Annotated in this window: 19 protein-coding genes; all 19 read right to left on the bottom strand. The window is 41.2% G+C overall.

Annotated elements, in window-relative coordinates; translation table 11 throughout:
- Window positions 1-54: 54 nt before the first annotated feature.
- A complete protein-coding gene (gene purH / locus HT697_RS01120) occupies window positions 55-1602 on the bottom strand; it encodes a bifunctional phosphoribosylaminoimidazolecarboxamide formyltransferase/IMP cyclohydrolase (RefSeq protein ID WP_173219004.1) in 1548 nt (515 codons plus the stop codon).
- A 1-nt stretch (window position 1603) separates the two neighbouring features.
- Window positions 1604-2305: a hypothetical protein gene (locus HT697_RS01115; protein WP_001045459.1), complete on the bottom strand. Its 702-nt coding sequence runs from the start codon at window positions 2303-2305 to the stop codon at window positions 1604-1606.
- The gene (gene purN / locus HT697_RS01110; protein WP_173219006.1) at window positions 2302-2868 is read right to left on the bottom strand and encodes a phosphoribosylglycinamide formyltransferase; all 567 of its coding nucleotides are present in this window, start codon (window positions 2866-2868) and stop codon (window positions 2302-2304) included. Before purN ends, HT697_RS01115 begins: the two co-directional genes overlap by 4 nt.
- Window positions 2865-3887 carry a phosphoribosylformylglycinamidine cyclo-ligase gene (gene purM, locus HT697_RS01105; protein ID WP_173219009.1) on the bottom strand — a complete coding sequence of 341 codons (1023 nt, stop codon included), beginning with the start codon at window positions 3885-3887 and terminating at the stop codon, window positions 2865-2867. Before purM ends, purN begins: the two co-directional genes overlap by 4 nt.
- A 223-nt stretch (window positions 3888-4110) precedes the next feature.
- On the bottom strand, window positions 4111-5553 hold the full coding sequence (gene purF / locus HT697_RS01100; RefSeq protein WP_173219013.1) for an amidophosphoribosyltransferase: 1443 nt from the start codon (window positions 5551-5553) through the stop codon (window positions 4111-4113).
- Between the two features lie 93 nt (window positions 5554-5646).
- Window positions 5647-9372, bottom strand: a complete 3726-nt coding sequence (locus tag HT697_RS01095) for a phosphoribosylformylglycinamidine synthase (protein ID WP_173219016.1) — start codon at window positions 9370-9372, stop codon at window positions 5647-5649.
- Window positions 9373-9428: 56 nt separating this feature from the next.
- Window positions 9429-10136, bottom strand: a complete 708-nt coding sequence (gene purC, locus HT697_RS01090) for a phosphoribosylaminoimidazolesuccinocarboxamide synthase (RefSeq protein WP_173219019.1) — start codon at window positions 10134-10136, stop codon at window positions 9429-9431.
- A gap of 169 nt (window positions 10137-10305) precedes the next feature.
- Window positions 10306-11655, bottom strand: a complete 1350-nt coding sequence (gene comB, locus HT697_RS01085; protein ID WP_173219022.1) for a competence pheromone export protein ComB — start codon at window positions 11653-11655, stop codon at window positions 10306-10308.
- A gap of 12 nt (window positions 11656-11667) precedes the next feature.
- Window positions 11668-13821: a peptide cleavage/export ABC transporter ComA gene (gene comA / locus HT697_RS01080; protein WP_173219025.1), complete on the bottom strand. Its 2154-nt coding sequence runs from the start codon at window positions 13819-13821 to the stop codon at window positions 11668-11670.
- Between the two features lie 268 nt (window positions 13822-14089).
- Window positions 14090-14278: a hypothetical protein gene (locus HT697_RS10235; protein ID WP_033680983.1), complete on the bottom strand. Its 189-nt coding sequence runs from the start codon at window positions 14276-14278 to the stop codon at window positions 14090-14092.
- Between the two features lie 496 nt (window positions 14279-14774).
- Window positions 14775-14981 carry a bacteriocin immunity protein gene (locus tag HT697_RS01075; RefSeq protein WP_173219508.1) on the bottom strand — a complete coding sequence of 69 codons (207 nt, stop codon included), beginning with the start codon at window positions 14979-14981 and terminating at the stop codon, window positions 14775-14777.
- Window positions 14982-15059: 78 nt separating this feature from the next.
- Window positions 15060-15239 carry a hypothetical protein gene (locus HT697_RS01070; protein WP_173219505.1) on the bottom strand — a complete coding sequence of 60 codons (180 nt, stop codon included), beginning with the start codon at window positions 15237-15239 and terminating at the stop codon, window positions 15060-15062.
- An 80-nt stretch (window positions 15240-15319) separates the two neighbouring features.
- Window positions 15320-15535, bottom strand: coding sequence for a bacteriocin immunity protein (locus HT697_RS10230; protein WP_240147170.1), 216 nt, complete (start codon window positions 15533-15535; stop codon window positions 15320-15322).
- 3 nt (window positions 15536-15538) lie between these two features.
- Window positions 15539-15706, bottom strand: a complete 168-nt coding sequence (locus HT697_RS01065) for a class IIb bacteriocin, lactobin A/cerein 7B family (RefSeq protein ID WP_173219503.1) — start codon at window positions 15704-15706, stop codon at window positions 15539-15541.
- A 236-nt stretch (window positions 15707-15942) separates the two neighbouring features.
- Window positions 15943-16137, bottom strand: a complete 195-nt coding sequence (locus HT697_RS01060) for a class IIb bacteriocin, lactobin A/cerein 7B family (RefSeq protein ID WP_000180815.1) — start codon at window positions 16135-16137, stop codon at window positions 15943-15945.
- Window positions 16138-16171: 34 nt separating this feature from the next.
- The gene (locus HT697_RS01055; RefSeq protein ID WP_001004584.1) at window positions 16172-16327 is read right to left on the bottom strand and encodes a hypothetical protein; all 156 of its coding nucleotides are present in this window, start codon (window positions 16325-16327) and stop codon (window positions 16172-16174) included.
- Between the two features lie 11 nt (window positions 16328-16338).
- Complete coding sequence (locus HT697_RS01050; RefSeq protein WP_000658223.1) at window positions 16339-16467, bottom strand: smi_0059.1 family bacteriocin-like peptide; 129 nt, start codon at window positions 16465-16467, stop codon at window positions 16339-16341.
- A 491-nt stretch (window positions 16468-16958) separates the two neighbouring features.
- Entirely contained in the window at window positions 16959-18005 is a 1047-nt protein-coding gene (locus HT697_RS01045) for a DUF6287 domain-containing protein (RefSeq protein WP_050261356.1), read from the bottom strand.
- A gap of 29 nt (window positions 18006-18034) precedes the next feature.
- Entirely contained in the window at window positions 18035-19264 is a 1230-nt protein-coding gene (locus tag HT697_RS10435) for a CAP domain-containing protein (RefSeq protein ID WP_173219500.1), read from the bottom strand.
- Window positions 19265-19459: the final 195 nt, after the last annotated feature.

Below are 19459 nucleotides of genomic sequence, written 5' to 3'. Positions count from 1 at the left end.
CTCCGCATTTTTACGCAAAAAAGGAAAGAAACTGTTTTCTTCCCTTTCGTTTTCTTAATGTCTAAAATGTCTCACTCCTGTGAAGACCATGGTCAAGCCATATTTATCCGCAGCTTCGATAGACTCTTGGTCACGGACTGAGCCACCGGGCTGGATGATGGCCTTGATCCCTGCTTTGGCGATTTCTTCCACATTATCCGCAAATGGGAAGAAGGCATCCGAAGCAAGCACAGCGCCGTCAAGGCGGTCTTTGGCTTGGTCAACGGCAATACGAACAGAGGCCACACGATTAGTTTGACCTGGACCAACACCCAGTGTCATGTGGTCATTGGTTACAATGATTCCGTTTGATTTGACATACTTGATAGCCTTCCAAGCAAACTCAAGAGCTGTCGCTTCTGTCTCAGTTGGCTGACGTTTGGTCACCACTTGCCAATCAGCTGGGCTTTCTTTCACTACGTCTTGATTTTGCACCAGAAGTCCACCAACTACACCTGTGTATTCTGCTTCCACTTCACTGGCCTCTTGAGCATCAAATGGCAAGGCAAGGATACGCAAGTTTTTCTTTTTGTTGGTCAAAATGGCTAGCGCTTCATCCGTATAGCTTGGTGCAATGATGATTTCAAGGAAAACGCCGTGCATCTTCTCAGCTGTCGCAGCATCCACCTCACGGTTGAGAACGACAATCCCACCAAAGATAGACACTGGGTCAGACTCATAAGCGTAGTCCCAAGCAGTCTCGATGTCATCAGCTTGACCAATCCCACATGGGTTCATGTGTTTGAGAGCTACAACCGTTGGGCGTTCTTTGAAATCGCGAATAATACGAATGGCAGCGTCAGCATCGCGGATATTGTTAAATGACAATTCTTTCCCGTTGAGCTGTTTCGCTGAAGCAATCGAATAGTCTGTTGGCAAAGCTTTTTGGTAGAAATCCGCATCTTGTTGAGGATTCTCACCGTAACGCATAGCTTGTTTGAGGTCATAGGTCAAAGTGAGCTTTTCAGGTTTGCTTTCTCCGACTTGAGCTGTGAAATACTCTGCAATCAAGGCGTCATAAGCCGCTGTGTGACGGAAAACTTTGGCTGCCAAACGTTGACGCGTTTCGTAAGTCGTTTCACCATTGGCTGACAACTCGTCCAAAACCACTGTATAGTCAGCAGGGTCTACCACAACCGTCACGCTGGCATGATTCTTCGCTGCCGAGCGAAGCATAGATGGCCCACCGATATCGATGTTCTCAACCGCATCAGCGTACCTCACGTCTGGTTTGAGGATCGTTTCCTTGAAAGGATAAAGGTTGACCACTACAAGGTCGATAAGCTCAATTTGGTTCTCCTTGGCCGCTTCCAAGTGGCTATCCAAATCACGACGGGCGAGGAGCCCACCGTGGATATTTGGATGAAGGGTCTTAACACGGCCATCCATCATCTCTGGGAAGCCCGTCACATCATCGATCGCAATAGTCTCCACCCCAGCATTGTCAAGGGCAACCTTTGTCCCACCTGTCGAGATAATATCCCAACCAAGTTTTTTGAGTTCTTGGGTAAATTCAACAATGCCCGCTTTATCTGAGACGCTGATTAAGGCGCGTTTAGTCATGTTAGTTATCTTCCTTTTCTAATATCATATACTTCACTTCGTATAAAATATCTGTTAAATACACTTCTTTTGAAGCCTTTCCAAATACAGGATATTTAATAATTTTTTTAATCCCACTATCTATAAGTTTGATTAAAATTACCATTATAGCTACAATAATAATTATATTTCCAAACGTTTCGCCAGAAATGTTTGTTTTATCTTCAACGAATAATCTATTTAAAGCCAGAGTAATAGTTGCTGTTACCAAAACTTTCCCAATAGTACCTATAGCTTTAACTATATTTTCATATTTTTGTAGCTGACTATTTCTTTTCTCGCTTAAATCATTAACCAACATATCAGCGACTTCTTTAGCATTATCTCCGTAAAGATATTTCAATCTATACTTGACTTTATCACATAATTTGGTAAATTTACTAGGCACCCCAACTGAAACTTCATCAAATTTTATAGTATAAAATAAAACTAATACTGTAAAAATTATGGTAAGAAAAATAAGAATATTCCTCAAACAAACAAATTTAGGGAAAAATTGGAATACAATTGCAGCTCCTATGATAAACAGTATCCATAAGATAAAGTATATCATCAACCTTTGTCTCTCTTTCCGTATTTCAGGATAAAATTGTTTTTCATATTCATTAAAGGATGCTTCAAATTCTTTTATATTTTTCAACAAATCATCAACTACTTTATTCATAAAATTCTCTTATTTATCCTTTCCACTCCCAAACTATCCAGCACCTCTGGATACAACTTATACTCTGCTTCATGAATCCGTTCTTCAAAACTGTCAATGGTATCATCAGCTAACCGTGGCACACGGACTTGTTTGATAACCTTGCCTGTATCCACACCTGAATCCACCCAGTGAATGGTCACGCCGCTCTCAGCAACGTCAGCATTCCAAGCATCCTCAATCCCATGAGCTCCTGGAAATTCTGGCAAGTAGGCTGGATGAATGTTGATAATCCGACCTTCATAAGCCGCCAATAAGGTTGGCCCAACGATTTTCATGTAGCCTGCTAGGCAAATCAAGTCAATCTGGTGTTCTTCCAAGAGTTCGACAATAGCTGCTTCGTAGTCTGCCTTGCTTTCAAACTCCTTGAGTTCAAAAGCATAGGACAGAACGCCGAGCTGCTCTGCACGCTCAAGCACATAGGCGTCACGATGGTCTGAAAAGACAAACTCTACTGGAAATTCTTCGGCAATCACCTGAAAATTTGAGCCATTACCAGAGGCAAAAACCGCTATTTTTTTCATTTGATGATGACACTTTCGTTTTCTTTCTTGACGATACGACCAATTTCATAGACTGGTTCATCCAACAACTCCTTGACACGAATTACATTTTCAGGGCTAACTGCTAGCATAAGTCCCACACCCATATTGAAGATTTCAAACATTTCTTCGTGTTTAATCTGACCGTATTTTTCAAGGGCTTTGAAAATTGGAAGCACTGGAACTTTGCTTTCATCAATCTCAGCAGCCAAGTCAGCTGCAAACATACGAGGGACATTCTCAATAAAGCCACCACCTGTGATGTGGGCAATGCCGTTGACCAACCCTTCCTTGATGAGTGGTAAGACAGCCTTGACATAGATACGAGTCGGCTCAAGAAGAACTTCCTTGAGTTGCTTGCCTTCCAATTCTGGCAAGATTTCCTCACCTGTGTAATCCGCAAAGACACGACGGACGAGAGAGTAACCATTGGAATGAATCCCACTTGAAGCAAGTCCGAGAAGAACATCTCCTTCTGCCACCTTTGAACCGTCAATGATTTGAGATTTTTCAGCCACACCAACCGCAAAACCAGCCAAGTCATAGTCATCTTCGCCGTACATGCCAGGCATTTCAGCCGTTTCCCCACCAATGAGGGCAGCACCTGCCTGCACACAACCTTCTGCCACACCAGCGACAACTTGTTCTAGCTTAGCTGGTTCATTCTTCCCTGTCGCTACGTAGTCAAGGAAATAGAGGGGCTCCGCACCCGCAGCGATGATATCATTGACACACATGGCTACACAGTCCTGACCGATGGTATCGTGCTTGTCGTACTTGATAGCCAGCATGAGCTTGGTTCCGACACCATCAGTTCCTGAAATCAAGACGGGTTCTTTGACACCTGTTTTTGAAAGGTCAAACATACCACCAAAGCCACCCAGAGCTCCCATGACACCTGCACGCTCCGTACGAGCCACGTGCTTTTTAATCCGTTCAACAACTTCATAACCCGCTTCAACATCCACACCAGATTGAGCGTACGCATTTTTATTTGCCATTTTATTTTTCCTTTTCTTTTTTTGGGGGAAAGATTGCGACGTATTTCTAGATAAACAATTATTTTATCTAAAAATACTAGTCAGGGCTCTAGCTTTGATCCTATAGGACAAAGCGTCTACTGACAAATACTTTAGCTTTTAGTCAGTAGTGAGACGTGAAGCATAAGCATTCTTATTTGTCATTCTATCTCCTCTTCCTTTCCTTTAATGGAGAATCTATTGTCTATTTGTAAAAACTGGTCTTTTCTTCCAAACTTCTACGATAGTCTTCCTCATAGTCGTAGAGAGGTGTTGGGTAGTCACCGTCAAAGTAAGCGACACAGAGACCACCATTTGGCGCATCTGTTTCAATACCAATTGAATCAATCAACCCCTCAACAGAAAGATAAGTCAGACTGTCCGCACCAATGATTTGGCGAGTTTCTTCGACCGTATGATTAGCCGCAATCAGCTCCTGACGTGTCTGGATATCAATCCCGTAGAAACATGGATAAGCTAGCGCTGGACTACCAATGGCAACGTGAACCTCAGTCGCACCCGCTTCTTTCAAGAGTTGAACGATCCGACGAGAGGTTGTTCCACGTACAATAGAGTCATCAATCATAACCACACGCTTGCCTTTTACAACGCCTGAAACAGCAGAGAGTTTCATCCGCACCCCTTGCTCCCGCAATTCTTGAGTCGGTTGGATAAAGGTACGTTGGGTGTATTGGTTCTTGATGAGCCCCATTTCATTTGGTAGCCCGGACTCTTCCGCAAATCCCATAGCCGCGCTGAGGGAAGAATTGGGCACACCGACCACGATATCCGCCTCATGCTTGAATTCACGCGCCAATTGGGCACCCATACGTTTACGAGCCGTATGGACATTGACACCATGAATGTTAGAATCAGGGCGGGCAAAATAGATATACTCCATAGAACAAATCGCCAACTGAGTATCATCTGTATAGTTGTCATACTGGATACCCTTGTCATCAATAATCACAATCTCACCTGGCTTCAAATCACGAATCCATTCAGCACCAATGACCTCAAAAGCACAAGTTTCAGAGGAAACAACCACCGCTCCGTTGGCCATTTTCCCGATAGAAAGCGGACGGAAACCATTGGGATCAAGAGCCGCAATCAACTTGTCTTCAAACAGCAAGATATAGGCAAAACCACCTTTAACTAGACTGAGCGCCTCCTTGATTTTGCCCATTAGATTAGGATTATGACTGCGACGAATGAGGTGAGCCAAGATTTCCGAGTCCGAAGTCGCGCTGAAAATCGCTCCTCTATCTTCCAATTCTTTCTTGAGAGAGGCCGCATTGGTCAGATTTCCATTATGAGCCAACCCAAACTGCATATCGTGAAAACGGAAGAGGAAGGGCTGGATGTTATCTACAGAAGCTTCGCCAGCAGTCGCATAACGCACATGCCCAATCGCACCAGTTCCTGTCAATTTATCTAAGTTAGCAGGATTTCTGAAGACTTCTGATAGAAGACCCATATCGCGATGTCGCTTTAGTTTCCCTTGATCATTGGAGAGGATTCCTGCCCCCTCCTGACCACGGTGTTGAAGACTGTGGAGACCAAAATAGGTCAATTTAGCAGCATCTGGATGTCCCCAGATACCGAAAACACCGCATTCTTCATTAAGAGATTTTACTTCGTATGTCATTTTTTATACCTAATTTTTATTTGTGTAGCACCAAGAGCTAAATCTACATGATTTTTACATTACTGCCACTATCTATTAGAAAATCTGTAAGTCTTATTTTCCAGTAAAGTATTTAACCGCTGACGCGAACAGGTGCTGGTCTTTATTTCCTGGGATGTTTTGGAAGAGACCGTCTTCATAACGTTCTGAGTGCCCCATCTTACCGATGATTTGGCCGTTCTTGCTGGTAATTCCTTCGATAGCATGGACAGAACCATTTGGATTGTACTTAGAGTCCATACTTGGTTTGCCGTCAAAGTCAACGTATTGGCTAAAGATTTGACCATTGTCACGGAGCTCCGCAAATTCTTCAGCCGTCACGACAAACTTCCCTTCACCGTGTGAAACAGGAATAGCGTGGATATCGCCTACTTGCACACCAGCTAACCATGGTGAGTTGGTATTGGCAATACGGGTTTCCACCATCTTGGCCACGTGTTGGTTGGCATCATTGTAGAAGAGGGTTGGGCTAGTACTGTTAGCATCCTCGAAATTCCCGTATGGAAGAAGACCTGATTTGACCAAAGCCTGGAATCCATTACAGATACCGATAATCAAGCCACCACGCGCGATAAAGCTATCAATAGCCACACGGACTTTTTCATTGAGCAGAATATTGACAATGAACTTGGCTGAACCATCTGGTTCATCCGCAGCTGAGAATCCACCGGCAAAGAAGAGAATGTTAGCCTTGCCGATGTTGTCAACCATAGTTTCAACTGACTTGACAATAGCCTCTTCATTCAAGGTCACAAATGGCATCAAGTTGACCTCTGCGCCTTCTTTTTCAAATGCCTTAGCTGAATCATACTCTGAGTTTGTTCCTGGGAAGACTGGGATATAGACCACAGGTTTTTCAACCTTTTCTTTTGCTTTAATCACAACATCTGATACCACAGCTGGTACTTCAGCTAGTTCTTTGGCTTGGGCAAACTCTGTTGGGTAAACTTTTTCCAGTTTTCCTTGGAAGGCACTGTCAAGCTTGTGTCCATCTAGCTTCACACCGTTGACAAGGAGTGTAAAGTCTGCACTTGTTTGACCGATTTTCTCTACTCCAGTGATTTCTTCAGGAGAGGTAAAGACAAATCCGCCCAATTGTGCTGTCAAAGAACTTTCAAGTTCAGGCAAGGTTACCTCTGCACCAATATGATTTCCAAAAGTAGCAAGAGCCAAACTTTCAACCACACCACCGTATTTGACAGCTGATGCAGATGTCACTTTATGAGCCTTTTGAAGGGCTTCAAACTGAGCAAAATTTGACTTAATCAAGTCAAAATCAATCTCTGCAGCAAGAGCTTGACCTGGGATGTAGTAGATGTTTTCCCCAGCAGTCTTGAACTCAGGAGAAAGTACCTTCCGGCTATCTGCCGTCGTCACCCCAAAAGCGACCAAGGTTGGCGGTACTGTCAATTCTTCAAAAGTACCAGACATGGAGTCCTTACCACCGATAGATGGCAAACCAAGCTGAATTTGTGCCTCGATAGAGCCTAGGAGAGCTGCTACTGGCTGACCAAAACGCTCAGCTTGTTTGTCCATGCGCTCGAAGTACTCTTGGTAAGAGAAGCGAGCCTTAGACCAGTTGGCACCAGCAGCAACCAAACGAGCAGTTGCTTCAATAACCGCATAAGCAGCACCGTGGTATGGAGACCATTCTGCAATATAAGGATTAAACCCTTGAGCCATGACAGACGCAGTATGAGTCACACCGTGTTGGACTGGCAATTTCTGTACAGATGCCTCAGTTGGTGTGAGTTGGTAGCGACCACCAAGTGGGTGATTAACCGTTGAACGACCGACCGAACAGTCAAAGATGGTCTGCAAGCCTTTTTGACTCGCATGGTTGAGGTCAGATAGAACCGCAAGGGTATCTGCTTCCAGTGTGTCAGCGCTTGTTGTACGCTCTTCTGGGAGTTTGACATCCTTGTCCACAACCTTTGCATCGACAACGACACGTACACCATTGGTATCAAGGAAACGACGCTCCAAGTCCACAATTGTCTCACCATTCCAGTGCATAACCAGATTTGGTTTTTCAGTGACTGTCGCAACCACAACAGCGTCAATATTCTCTTTGTTACATTCTTCAACAAAGGCATCTACGTCTTCAAGACGCACCACAACCGCCATCCGTTCTTGTGATTCAGAGATGGCAATTTCGGTACCATTCAAGCCCTGGTATTTAAGAGGCACCTTGTTAAGATCAATTTCAAGACCGTCTGCTAATTCACCGATAGCCACACAGACACCACCAGCACCAAAGTCATTAGATTTCTTGATAACACGAGTGACATTGCCATTACGAAAAAGGCGTTGAATCTTGCGTTCTTCGATAGCATTCCCTTTTTGAATCTCAGCACCAGCAGTCTCTACAGACTCAACCGTTTGAATTTTAGAAGAACCCGTCGCACCACCGACACCGTCACGCCCAGTCTTACCACCGAGGAGGATAATGACATCGCCCGCTTCCGGTTTTTCACGGACAACATTGCCCTTGGGAGCCGCACCAACAACGGCACCAAGTTCCATACGCTTAGCAACGAAACCTGGGTGGAAATATTCACGAACGTAGGTTGTTGCAAGCCCAATCTGGTTACCGTATGAAGAATAACCATGAGCCGCTGTTTTAGAAATGACTTGTTGTGGCAGTTTCCCAGCGCGAGTTTCTGAAATCGGTGCTGTAATATCACCAGCACCTGAGATCCGCATGGCTTGGTAAACATATGAACGTCCTGACAATGGGTCACGAATGGCTCCACCAATACAGGTAGCAGCCCCACCAAATGGCTCAATTTCCGTTGGGTGGTTGTGAGTTTCATTCTTGAACATTAGGAGCCATGGCTCTTTCACACCATCAACATCCACTTCGATTTCTACTGAGCAAGCATTGATTTCGTCTGACACTTCCATGTCGTCTAAACGTCCATTAGCACGCTCATAACGACCAAAAATAGTCGCCATATCCATCAAGGTTTGAGGTTTTTCAGAACGCCCCAACTCCTCACGCATGGCAATATACTTGTCATAGGTTGACTGCAATTGTTTTTGGAATTTAGAAGCTGAAAAGTCGATGTGTTTCAACTCTGTCTCAAAAGTCGTATGACGGCAGTGGTCAGACCAGTAAGTGTCCAAAACCTTGAGTTCTGTTTCCGTCGGCACGCGCCCGATTGACTTAAAGTAGTCTTGAATAAAGAGCAAATCATCCACTTCCATGGCCATCCCTTGTTTAGCCTTGTAGCGAGCAAAGTCTTCTGCTGTATAGCTTTCAAAGAAAGTCAATTTGGGAATAGTCTTGTCTGACGCAGAAAATTCCTGCTTGGCAATCCCTGTCGTGATATCCTTGAAACGAGAATCAACTGGATTAAGCAAGTAGTTTTTGACCGCTTCTAACTCAGTCGCATCAATATCTTTATTGACCAAATAAAGTTGGGCTGTATTAACTGTCACATCACTCGAACTTCCCAGCAAAAGCAAGGCTTCCTGTGAAGAAGCTGCACGTTGGTCAAATTGCCCAGGTAGGCTTTCAATAGCAAAGAAAGCATAGTTAGCCAGATCCGCCTGTACAGCAACTTCGTCCCAGACGTGGTCTGTCACCTGCTCAGAGAAGATGTGTTTCTCTGCAGGTGCAAACAAGTCCTCTGCCAAATCAAATACATCATAAACTTGCACAATGCGAATACTTTTCAAAGTTGACAGTCCCAAGTTATGCTGGAGTTCTCTCACCAAACTCTCTGACTTAACCTGAAAATCAGCCTTTTTTTCAACAAAAATACGTTTATCCATCAATCCTTATTCCTTTATTTCAGCTCTTGCAATGTTCCCAAACAGCCTTGAGGTTGTTATTTCAATTTCTGCAACTTTTCCCAGACAATCTCGTAAACATCTGTTAGTTCTCCCAATCCTCTACGGAAAACATCCTTATCCATGTGGTTGCCATCCGCATCCCACAAGCGACAGTTATCTGGTGAAAATTCATCTGCTAAGATAATCTTGCCATCCTTGTCAAAACCGAACTCTAGCTTAAAGTCAATCAACTTAAGCCCAATCTCAGCAAACCAGACCTTCAAGAGTTCATTGATTCGACGAGTTTCTTCCTTCAAGTAAGCGATTTGCTGGTCATCCGCAATCTGTAGGAATTTCACATGCTCGTCATTGATGAATGGATCATCCAAGTCATCATTTTTGTAATAAAACTCGACAATCGGAGTCTCCAAGGCGATTCCCTCATCCACACCAAAACGTTTTGAAAAGGAACCAGCAGTATAGTTGCGAAGCACGACTTCCAAAGGAATAATCTCAACCTTTTTATTGAGTTGTTCCGTATCTGAAAGTTTCTCCACAAAGTGAGTTGCCACACCAGCCGCATTTAATTTCTCAAAAATAAAAGATGAAATCTGATTATTCAATACTCCCTTGCCCGCAATCTGCTCCTTCTTAACACCATTGAAAGCAGTCGCCTGATCCTTGTAAGTTGAAATAATAAGATTTTCATCCTCAGTTGTATAGATATCTTTAGCTTTTCCCGAATAGATCAATTGTTTTGACATTTTAAAGTTCGCCTTTCGTATTACTTGAGCACATTCTACCATAAAAAACCTAAAATTACAAGAATTTAACCGAATAAATAACGTAGTAACCTCAAAAATCATAAAGAAAAAACTGCAAGAAGAATCTTTCTCACAGTTTTAAAATCATTTAACTCTAAAAACACGAACATTACTCTTTGTTCAAAAATTGATCCAAATAATAACGTAGGTAACTTTTCTTGCCCGTAATCATCTGCAAGCGACCTTCCACCCCGTACCGAAGTTTTTCAGCCTGCTCCGAAGTTAGATTAGTCTCCGCCTCGATTTTAAAGAAATTCCCTTTCTCGGTCTTAGTAGCTGTCGCATCAATACTTGTAATAGTAGAATCTAGGAAAAGTTGATTCTTAGCATCATGAGTCGTCGTATAGCGAACAGAATCACCGACCTTGATCCTTGCTACATCCTTTGAACTAAGATAGGCTGTGAGTTTAGCTTTCCCTTCTTTCTCCAAAGACGGATAGAGTTGGGCTAGTAGGGCACCTTCTGCTACCATGGTAGAATCACTGGTCTCAGGATTAAGATGAAGCACCCCATCCTCACTTGCCATAATTTTCCCCTTGTCTAAAAGATTTCCCTGAACTTTCTTACCTGACTCTGCCTCCAAGATTTTCTGGTCTAGAAGGGTCAATTCCTGACCAACCTTTGCCAAGTGTTGGGATTTAAGGGATTCCAATTGACTGCTTAAACCTGATGCATAGGCTTGCTGGGTACCTGAACCTGCATACTGAACACGGTAAGTAGCAAGACTGGATTCTAACTGAGAAAGCTGTGCTTCAACTTGCGCAACTGCTTGTGCCTTAGCTTGCGGATTTTCCTCACCCTGAGACTTATAGGACTGGTAGAGAGAGTAGGCTAGATTCTGACTGGCCAAGGAAGCGCCTGTTTCAATAGCTGACTTAGCTGTCTGGTAATCGCGAATTTTAGCCTCTGTTTGGCTGATGAGGTTGCCGATTTCGGCTTGAGTCTGACTAGCTGCTGCATTCTGGGATGCGATGGTCTCATTTTGTTGCGATGTACTAGCCCTAAGACTGCCTGCTTGACTGATGTAGTCGCGAAAGGTGGCTTGGTAGCCAAACTTATCCTCCTCTGGAAAGTGGTTCTCCCCTTCTTGCAAGCTCTTCTGCAAATACTTCAATTGCTTTTTTTGATCCTTGAGCATGTCCAACTGACTGGCATAGGCCTCCGCTTGGACACCCTCTGCCCCATCCTGATATTGAAGCAACAGTTCTCCCTTTTTAACCAGCTTATTTTCTTCCAGATGATTGACAAGAATACGATTGTTGCTAGTTGACTGGATATTTGCCAGGATACGACTAGGCTCAACAGTAGCTCTAGTAGACAAACTCATCTCCTTCTCTGCAAATGTTGCAAATCCAAGCAAAAACACAAGCAGAAGGGACATGGGGACAATCACCCGACTGGAAAAATTATGGTAACGACGATTATAAAACTCCGCACTTTCTAAAAATTCTGGTTTCATCCTCTCCTCTTTCTAGCTATTCACCAAATGGGCGTAAAATCCACCCTGTGCAAGCAAATCAGCATGCTTTCCTTCTTCGACAATCTTGCCCTGATCCAAGACAACAACCTTCTCTGTCCGCTCAGCAATAGTCAAACGGTGAGCAATGAAAATCAAGGTCTTGTCTAAAGCCATGAGATTATCGACAATTCGCTTCTCTGTCAAAATATCCAAACTGCTGGTCGCCTCATCCAAAATCAAGACCGGCGCATCTGTCAAGAGAGCACGCGCCAGAGCAATTCTCTGACGTTGACCACCTGATATTCCTGCCCCATCCGAAGTCAATTCTGTCTGGTAATTCAGTGGCATGCGCTCAATGTCCTCCCGAATCTCTGCCAACTCGACCGCCCGTAAGATATCCTCTTGAGTCGTCCCTTCCTTGGCCCCAAGGAGAAGATTCTCCAAAATCGTTCCGTTAAAGACATAAGGCTGTTGAGGCAGATAGTTGATATACTGACGCAGAGCCTTTTTATCAATCTGATTGAGATTGACACCACCCAGACTAATCTCTCCCTGACTTGGGTCGTAAAAATTAACCATCATCTTGGCCAAGGTCGTCTTACCTGACCCTGAAATTCCCACAAAAGCCACCTTAGAACCTTGGGGAATGGTCAAATTGATGTCTGACAAGACATCTCGACCATAGCCATACTTGTAGTAAACCTGCTTGAAGGTCATATCTCCCTTCATCAAGCTCAGATCCTCAACTGTTTTCTTCTCCTCAAACTCAGAAGCTACCAGATAAACCTCATTCAGACGGTTATTGGCAACCTGCGCAGTCTGAAGTTTGGTTTGCAGATTGATGATATTTTCCAAAGGATTGGTAAAGTAAACCAGCAAGGTATTATAGGTAATCAACTGCCCCAAACTCATCTTGCCATCCATAACCAGAACAGCCCCCATCCAGAGAATGCCGACATTGAGCAAGAGATGGGCAACCTTTTTCAGAGCCTTTTGCTGACTCTCTGCCCGACTATAGGTAAAAGATTTTTTCAGATAATCCACAAATTCCTTGTCAATCTTTTGGTAACGCTGACTTTCACTGGTCAAGGACTTAATAGTCTCAATACCGTTGATGTCCTCAATGATAGAAGAAGACAGAACCGCATTGGCTTCCATGGTATCCCGATTCATCTTTTCAAACGGCTTCATAAAGGCAAAGATAATCACTGTGTAGATAGGAAGTGCCAATAAGGTCATGAAAAAGAGATTGGTATTTTGTGAAAATAAAACAAGAGAAATAATGACAACCGTTGACACATCTAGGAAAATCGAAAGAATGGTCGAAGCCAGCGCATCGATGATACTGTTAGCATCTGTGAAACGAGACACGATTTCCCCTGTCCTGCGTGTCGCAAAGAAGGACATAGGCAGGTGAAAAACATGCTTGATATAGGACAAAATCACATCAATCGACAAGCGTTGCCCCAAAACAAGTAAGAGATACTCCTGAGCGTAAGACAAAATCTGCTGAAGAATATAGACGATGACCAGCCCAATAGAAATAATCCCCAGCGTCGAACGCATCTGATCTGGCACATAGGTATCAATGATAGACTGCAGATAATAAGAACCCACAATGTTAATCAAGGTTACCAAGAGTGTTGCCAAAACGATATTGGCAATCAAGCCACGCTGCTTCACTAATATAGGGATAAAAGAGAGCAGGCCATTCTTTTGATCCTTATGAGGCTTATAGTCTGGACTAGGTGCCATAAAAAGAGTCACTCCTGTCCATTCTTCCGCAAAACGCTCACGTGGCAGTTTGGTCAATTTCACCCCAGGATCTGGATCGGCAATATGAATGCTATCCTTATCCTGCCCAGTCACCACATAGTAGTGGAGCAATTTCCCTTCCTTAAGCACATGGGCAACAAAAGGAAAAGTCAAATCTGGCAAGTCAAAAAGCGTCATATCCGCCTTAATTGCTCGCGTCTCAAAACCAATCTCCTCTGCCACCTTGACCAAGCCCAAAGCCGTAGTCCCATCCATGGTCGTCTTGGCCAATTCTCGCAAGTGAGCCAAAGAATAATAGCTACCGTAGTAGCCAAAAACCATGGCTAATGAAGCTACACCGCAGTCCATCTGATCCACCTGCGGACGATAGTGACGTTTCCCAAATTTCATATTCATCTCCTTTTCCTAATACTCAATGAAAATCNNGTTTTGAGGTTGTAGATAGGACTGACGAAGTCAGTCACATATATACGGCAAGGCGACGTTGACGTGGTTTGAATTTGATTTTCGAAGAGTATAAACTCATCTGATAACAACTATCTTACCCCAATCCTCAAACAAAAACTGGACTTCCTTCCCAAATGCGCCTATCTCCCTCCCAAATGCACTTTTAGGATAAAAAAATAGGCAGAACAAACGTCACGCCTAAAATATATATTTATTTCTTTTTCTTCCTAATTCTTTTGTCAATCATATATAAAACGATAATCGAAAACAGCGGTGGAACAATATAACTCTTTTCACTCATTGTCAGCTGAAATCCCAGAGTTGCTAGTATCTTAAAGATGAAAATATTCATCAAAAATAGAAAAACAAATACTAAAAAATATTTTAAAATCTTATTCATTTTTTTCTTCAACTCTCCTAATTTCTATAACTATTTTATCAAAAATACATGTAATACTCAAGGAAAATCAAAAAGCAAACTAGGAAGCTAGCCGCAAGCTGTACTTGAGTACGGTAAGGCGACGCTGACGTGGTTTGAATTTGATTTTCGAAGAGTATAAAACTCCAAATAAACACCTCAACTACACTTTTTTTGGCAAAAAATAGGCAGAACAAACGTCCTACCTACTAAAAATATGCTATTGAAAGGGAAATGATTTTTTACTGACACCCTAGGCAAGCTTGGAACAAATAAATCATTGATAGTAACCTTTACGACATCCTATTTAAAGTTACTTCAATTTTTAATGTCCCTGCTATTTTTAAGCCGCCTCTGGTATGATCTATTCATAGTCAGAATAGATAACACCGTTCTAAATTACGATTCATAGTTACTCCTTTTGTTGATTCGTTACTATAAGACACCTATTCCCTATAGAGCGTCTACTGCTTCAAATTTATCTATTCTTTTTTTCTTTACTTCTATATAAAAGAATGAAGACCATCATAAATAATGCAATCGTTGGTATATTGAAATTATCAAAGCAAGTAGGTAAAGATACTTTATTCATGTCAGCTACTAATCTGATGATGATATAAGACATTGAACTAAGTAATACCATAATTTCAGGCCAAACTTTCAGTATTGATTTAACAAATTTCATATTAAACTCCAATGTGATGCATTCTTAGATTCTACCCTAGCCATTTTCAGCTCAGACTAACAAATCATTCTTAGCTGCTCACTCTACTTGCTTTTTATTGGCCTTATATCCTAGATAAAAGAGCCCAAATAAAACGGGGTAAATTTCTGGATAAAATAGGGTATTGATTGGATTTTTCAACATCAAATACGTTACGATGTAGATTATGAGCGATACGGTAAAATAACCCTCAGCAAAGCCTAATAAAAATGTTTTCATAAGAAACTCCTAATTACCTGACAAGAATGGCGGAAAAACGCTACCATTCATATGCACAAAATCCTTTTGATTCATGTTCTTCATTTATAGTTTTGATTATTTTTTGACAAATCTTTGCGAAAAATACCAAAATATGCTGAGAAAAGCAACCCAACTAAAGTCCCTTGCCAATTAAAGGATACTAACGAACCTGTACGAATCACATGAAGCGCGACATTAAGAATTATTCCCAACAAAGGAAATATAGTGGCTAGTTTAGGTAACAATGTATTGAGATTAAGGTTGCGACTGTTCATTATCTAACGCCCACGACGAGCAAAATCTGAACCAAATTTGTAACCAGCATTAAAAATTTGTACAGCAGCATTCAGTACTCCTGCAATCCCAACTGCTTCCACAAGACCAAAACCACCTTTTGTTCCCACTAATTCATCGTCAGATAATTGATAAAATTGTTCTAAGTTCATGTTCGTCATTACTCCTTTGTATTATATTTTATTGCTATGTAAATGATTAAAATGAGTATTGGATAAGTAAATACTTCTGAAATATCCATAAAATTTATACTATACTGTCCAGATAATATTTTATAGTCAATTAAAATTTGAACGATAGTAAAAATAATACGTAGCGATAACAATACCCCTAGTAATATCACTTCTTTTTTTAAAAACATAGAAATGCCTCTCTGACTATAATCAGATTATGGTCTATTCGCATAATACCCCAAAGCTGCTCCTCCAGCAAAAAGCGCTGCTGCTCCACCTGCTACTGCTGCACCTATCTTCCAGATAGACACTCCGGCGATTACAAGAGGCAATGCTCCCCCATCCACATCCATCAACTCTTCTTCTGTAAGAGCTACAAAGTTCTGTTCCATTTTGTCAAAATTTGTCATCTTTTTTCTCCTCTTGTTCTATTTTTTCTAAATCTTATCTTCTAAAAAATGGGGTTCCAATAAATATACCGCGTAACAATAGACCTGTAATTAGACCCCGTTGATAACTTTCCTTGCTACCACCCACCAGCAAAGCTAAGTCGCTCTCCTTTAATACTTCAATAGTATACTTATCATTCATTTCATTCATCTCTTATCCTCCTAAAAACCAAAACCTCTACGAAATCCAATGTACCAATCTGCAAGGGTCTTCACCCAATTTTCTCCACCTTGAATATCGGTCAATTCTTCCGAAGTTAGCTCAACAAATCCATAGTAATGTTCTTTCATTATTTTATTCCTTTCTTTTTTCCTCTTACTTATCTATTCGAAAAACAATTCGAAAATGTACAACTAATTAAATTTATTTGAAAAATAATTTAGTAAACCATGGATAGAAAATTGGTAGATACATGAAGCAAACTCCTTTCCTTTTCCTCTCACTTATTTATTCGAAAAAGAATTCGAAAATAAACAACTAAATCAAAATTTATTTGAAAAATAATTTAATGTACCATGAATAGAAAATTGGTAGATACATAAACCAGACTCCTTTCTTTTTCCTCTTACTTATCTATTCGAAAAAATTTTCGAAAATGTACAACTAAATTAAATTTATTTAAAAAATAACTCAGTCAACCATGGGTAGAACATTGATATAAACATGAACTAGGCTCCTTTCCTTTTCCTCTTACTTATCTATTCGAAAAGGAAGTCAAAAAAATAAGAATATCAGAAAATTTTCCGACATTCTTATTGATAAATTTGTAAGTCTATTAAAACTATTCTACCTTGTAAAAAAATCCCTCGGTACTACCATTGATAAGTTGGTGTCCAAACCATAAGCGGTCTTGTGTAATATCAGACGAGTCAGTATAGCCATTATCTGAAGAAGAGGTGACAGACATGGTTATAGGGATTCCTGCTGGTAAAAAGGCAATAGCTGCACCAGCACCTCCATCTTTAGAAACAGAATTTGCCTTAAGATAGTGGTCAATTTCTTTAGCATGTTCAATTGAAATTTTGGACTTATCACTTACTAAACCATTTTTGTCGAAAGTAAATTCAATACCTGAACGATTCCTCCAAGTTCCTGAGACACTAGAAAAATCTCCATTTTGAATTGCAGAAATATCCATCCCTTTACTTTCTGACGGAAAGGAAGATTCTTCACTTATGAGACTTGTGACAGATTTCCAAGAGAAAGATCTTATGTCAAGGGAAGGTGGTTTTGTGCCCAGTCCCTCTTCTGTATCTGATTCGATAACTAAGTCTAATCGTGTTCCATCCTGATTGAACTTGTATAGTTTAAGTTGGATTTGATTAATAGATACTCGGGTAGATAATTGGAAATAGCCATTTTCTAAAGGATTAAAATGTACTCGCTCTCCAATAAAGTCCAGATTGTTTTCTGCATTGGTCAGTCGAATAACTTCGTCATTTTTAAGAGTTCGAATATCTAATAAATCGTAATAGTTAGAATCCGTTTTAAGGGCAACCAAAAGTTCGTCCGTACCATTTTGGTCTAAATCATACAAGCTGTATTGTAGTCCAGAGTATTCTTTAGGATAAGTATTTTTTAAGTTTGCTTTTGAATTGAGCTCTTTAGGTGAAGCTGATGAATCATCTAATACTTTGGCATATTCTTTAAGGACAGGATTATATAGGGTGTAATCATTTTTCTTCTCTTCTGATGTGGAAGTAGGCGAACTGCTACTAGAAGTAGTTGTTTCAGAACTTTCTGAGGAAGTGTTTTTACTCTGAGGTTGGCAAGCTGTTAAAATGGAGATAGCTAAAATACTGATACTGAATAGAAATAATTTTTTCATATGTTTAATCTTACAATTTGAAATTGTTTTTATACCCACTCACCGTTGTAATTGACACGATAACCGTCAGGTGTAGTTGTATTGATTGCGAGTGCACCAGAGCTATAGGCATAGTACCATTTACCAGATACCTTCATCCAGCCTGTTTTCATAGCCCCTGAGCTATCAAGATAATACCAGCTACCATTATCTTTGAACCAACCAGTCTTCATAGCACCTGAACCGTCGAGATAGTACCACGTGCCGTTGTCTTTTATCCAGCCAGTTTGCATCCAACCTGAACTATCGAAGTGATACCAGATATTATCTAATTTTGCCCACTGATTGTAAGGGTAAGACCCATCAAGTTGCATAAACCACCAACGAGAGCCCGATTGTCGCCAAAAACCCATACCCCTACCAATATCTTGCATTTGAAAAAAGAAACCTGGTTTATTAGTCCCGTTAGACTTACCTTGTTTTGTTTTCTTACTGGTATGAGTTCCGATAGCCTTCAAATCTTTGTCAAAAAGATTCGCCTTGGTCGCAAATGTTTGAATTTGAGAAGAATCGACTTCTGTGTATTGAATGGCTTTTCCATAACCGCCAGCTAATTCTTCAGAGCCACCAGATGCTGTTCCGAAACTTTGTGCAATGGTAATCCAACTATTTTTAGGATTCTCAAAGGCTGCAAGTCCCATATAAGTTAATTCTGGATTGATTAAGGATTCGTAGTGTCCAGTTTGACCAGAGACACTTGCCCCACTACGAGATTTAACATAATCGGCTTTTTCCTCATACCATTGATTAATAGCTGTCATAAATCCGTCATAGTTCCAAGCCAAGTTTTCTGCTAGGGAGAAATTTCCTGAAGACCAGGCACTCCAAATATCTTTATTAGATAAACGTTTATGATGCCTGGTTACAGAAGCTTCTGCTGCCCGAACGAAGGCTGTTTTTTCTAGTTCAGTTGACCATTTGATCGGAACATAGCTAGTAACTAGACCTTCATCTGCTGCCTCTTTTCGAATAGCATTGATACGATCTAAGATAGCCTGTTTATCTGGCGTTAAGAAAGTCCCTTCAATCCCAACTAGAGTAGTACCAGAAGAAGTACTAGTGACCTCAGAGTTTAAGATATTGTAGGATTGACCATTGATTGCTTGAGTGGAAACCAGCCTATCATTAGCAGCTACTGATTGTGATGTAACAATTCCTACCCCAAGAAGTGATAGAGCTGAAATCGTTGCAAGTGTGAACTTTTTAGCTTTGGTGTCCATTTCGTGTCCCCCTATTTTTATTTATTGTAAAATAATCAGTTTGTCCTAAAATCTAGACTTTTTTGGACAAACTTGATAAAATGAAAGTGTAATAATAATTGGTCAAAATGCTGGATTTTAGAACCTTTTTTCTAACGAAAACGCTTCTAAAATAGACTGTATTTTCTGTCCAAAAAATCCTAGGTTTTTTGACAA

Origin of the sequence: Streptococcus sp. 1621, from assembly GCF_013276615.1 — a bacterium.
In the GTDB taxonomy this organism is placed as follows: Bacteria; Bacillota; Bacilli; order Lactobacillales; family Streptococcaceae; genus Streptococcus.
The sequence above is the reverse complement of the archived record's forward strand: the minus strand, read 5'-3'. Positions and strand labels throughout refer to the sequence as shown.

Excerpts from the sequence above, each read along its gene's own strand:
- HT697_RS01095 (WP_173219016.1), bottom strand. The coding sequence starts at position 9,372 with ATGGATAAACGTATTTTTGTTGAAAAAAAGGCTGATTTTCAGGTTAAG.
- HT697_RS10230 (WP_240147170.1), bottom strand. The coding sequence starts at position 15,535 with ATGAACAGTCGCAACCTTAATCTCAATACATTGTTACCTAAACTAGCC.
- purH (WP_173219004.1), bottom strand. The coding sequence starts at position 1,602 with ATGACTAAACGCGCCTTAATCAGCGTCTCAGATAAAGCGGGCATTGTT.
- HT697_RS01055 (WP_001004584.1), bottom strand. The coding sequence starts at position 16,327 with ATGAATGAAATGAATGATAAGTATACTATTGAAGTATTAAAGGAGAGC.
- HT697_RS01115 (WP_001045459.1), bottom strand. The coding sequence starts at position 2,305 with ATGAATAAAGTAGTTGATGATTTGTTGAAAAATATAAAAGAATTTGAA.
- HT697_RS01050 (WP_000658223.1), bottom strand. The coding sequence starts at position 16,467 with ATGAAAGAACATTACTATGGATTTGTTGAGCTAACTTCGGAAGAATTG.
- HT697_RS10435 (WP_173219500.1), bottom strand. The coding sequence starts at position 19,264 with ATGGACACCAAAGCTAAAAAGTTCACACTTGCAACGATTTCAGCTCTA.
- comB (WP_173219022.1), bottom strand. The coding sequence starts at position 11,655 with ATGAAACCAGAATTTTTAGAAAGTGCGGAGTTTTATAATCGTCGTTAC.
- HT697_RS10235 (WP_033680983.1), bottom strand. The coding sequence starts at position 14,278 with ATGAATAAGATTTTAAAATATTTTTTAGTATTTGTTTTTCTATTTTTG.
- HT697_RS01075 (WP_173219508.1), bottom strand. The coding sequence starts at position 14,981 with ATGAAATTTGTTAAATCAATACTGAAAGTTTGGCCTGAAATTATGGTA.
- comA (WP_173219025.1), bottom strand. The coding sequence starts at position 13,821 with ATGAAATTTGGGAAACGTCACTATCGTCCGCAGGTGGATCAGATGGAC.
- purC (WP_173219019.1), bottom strand. The coding sequence starts at position 10,136 with ATGTCAAAACAATTGATCTATTCGGGAAAAGCTAAAGATATCTATACA.
- purM (WP_173219009.1), bottom strand. The coding sequence starts at position 3,887 with ATGGCAAATAAAAATGCGTACGCTCAATCTGGTGTGGATGTTGAAGCG.
- HT697_RS01070 (WP_173219505.1), bottom strand. The coding sequence starts at position 15,239 with ATGAAAACATTTTTATTAGGCTTTGCTGAGGGTTATTTTACCGTATCG.
- HT697_RS01060 (WP_000180815.1), bottom strand. The coding sequence starts at position 16,137 with ATGACAAATTTTGACAAAATGGAACAGAACTTTGTAGCTCTTACAGAA.
- purN (WP_173219006.1), bottom strand. The coding sequence starts at position 2,868 with ATGAAAAAAATAGCGGTTTTTGCCTCTGGTAATGGCTCAAATTTTCAG.
- purF (WP_173219013.1), bottom strand. The coding sequence starts at position 5,553 with ATGACATACGAAGTAAAATCTCTTAATGAAGAATGCGGTGTTTTCGGT.
- HT697_RS01065 (WP_173219503.1), bottom strand. The coding sequence starts at position 15,706 with ATGAACTTAGAACAATTTTATCAATTATCTGACGATGAATTAGTGGGA.
- HT697_RS01045 (WP_050261356.1), bottom strand. The coding sequence starts at position 18,005 with ATGAAAAAATTATTTCTATTCAGTATCAGTATTTTAGCTATCTCCATT.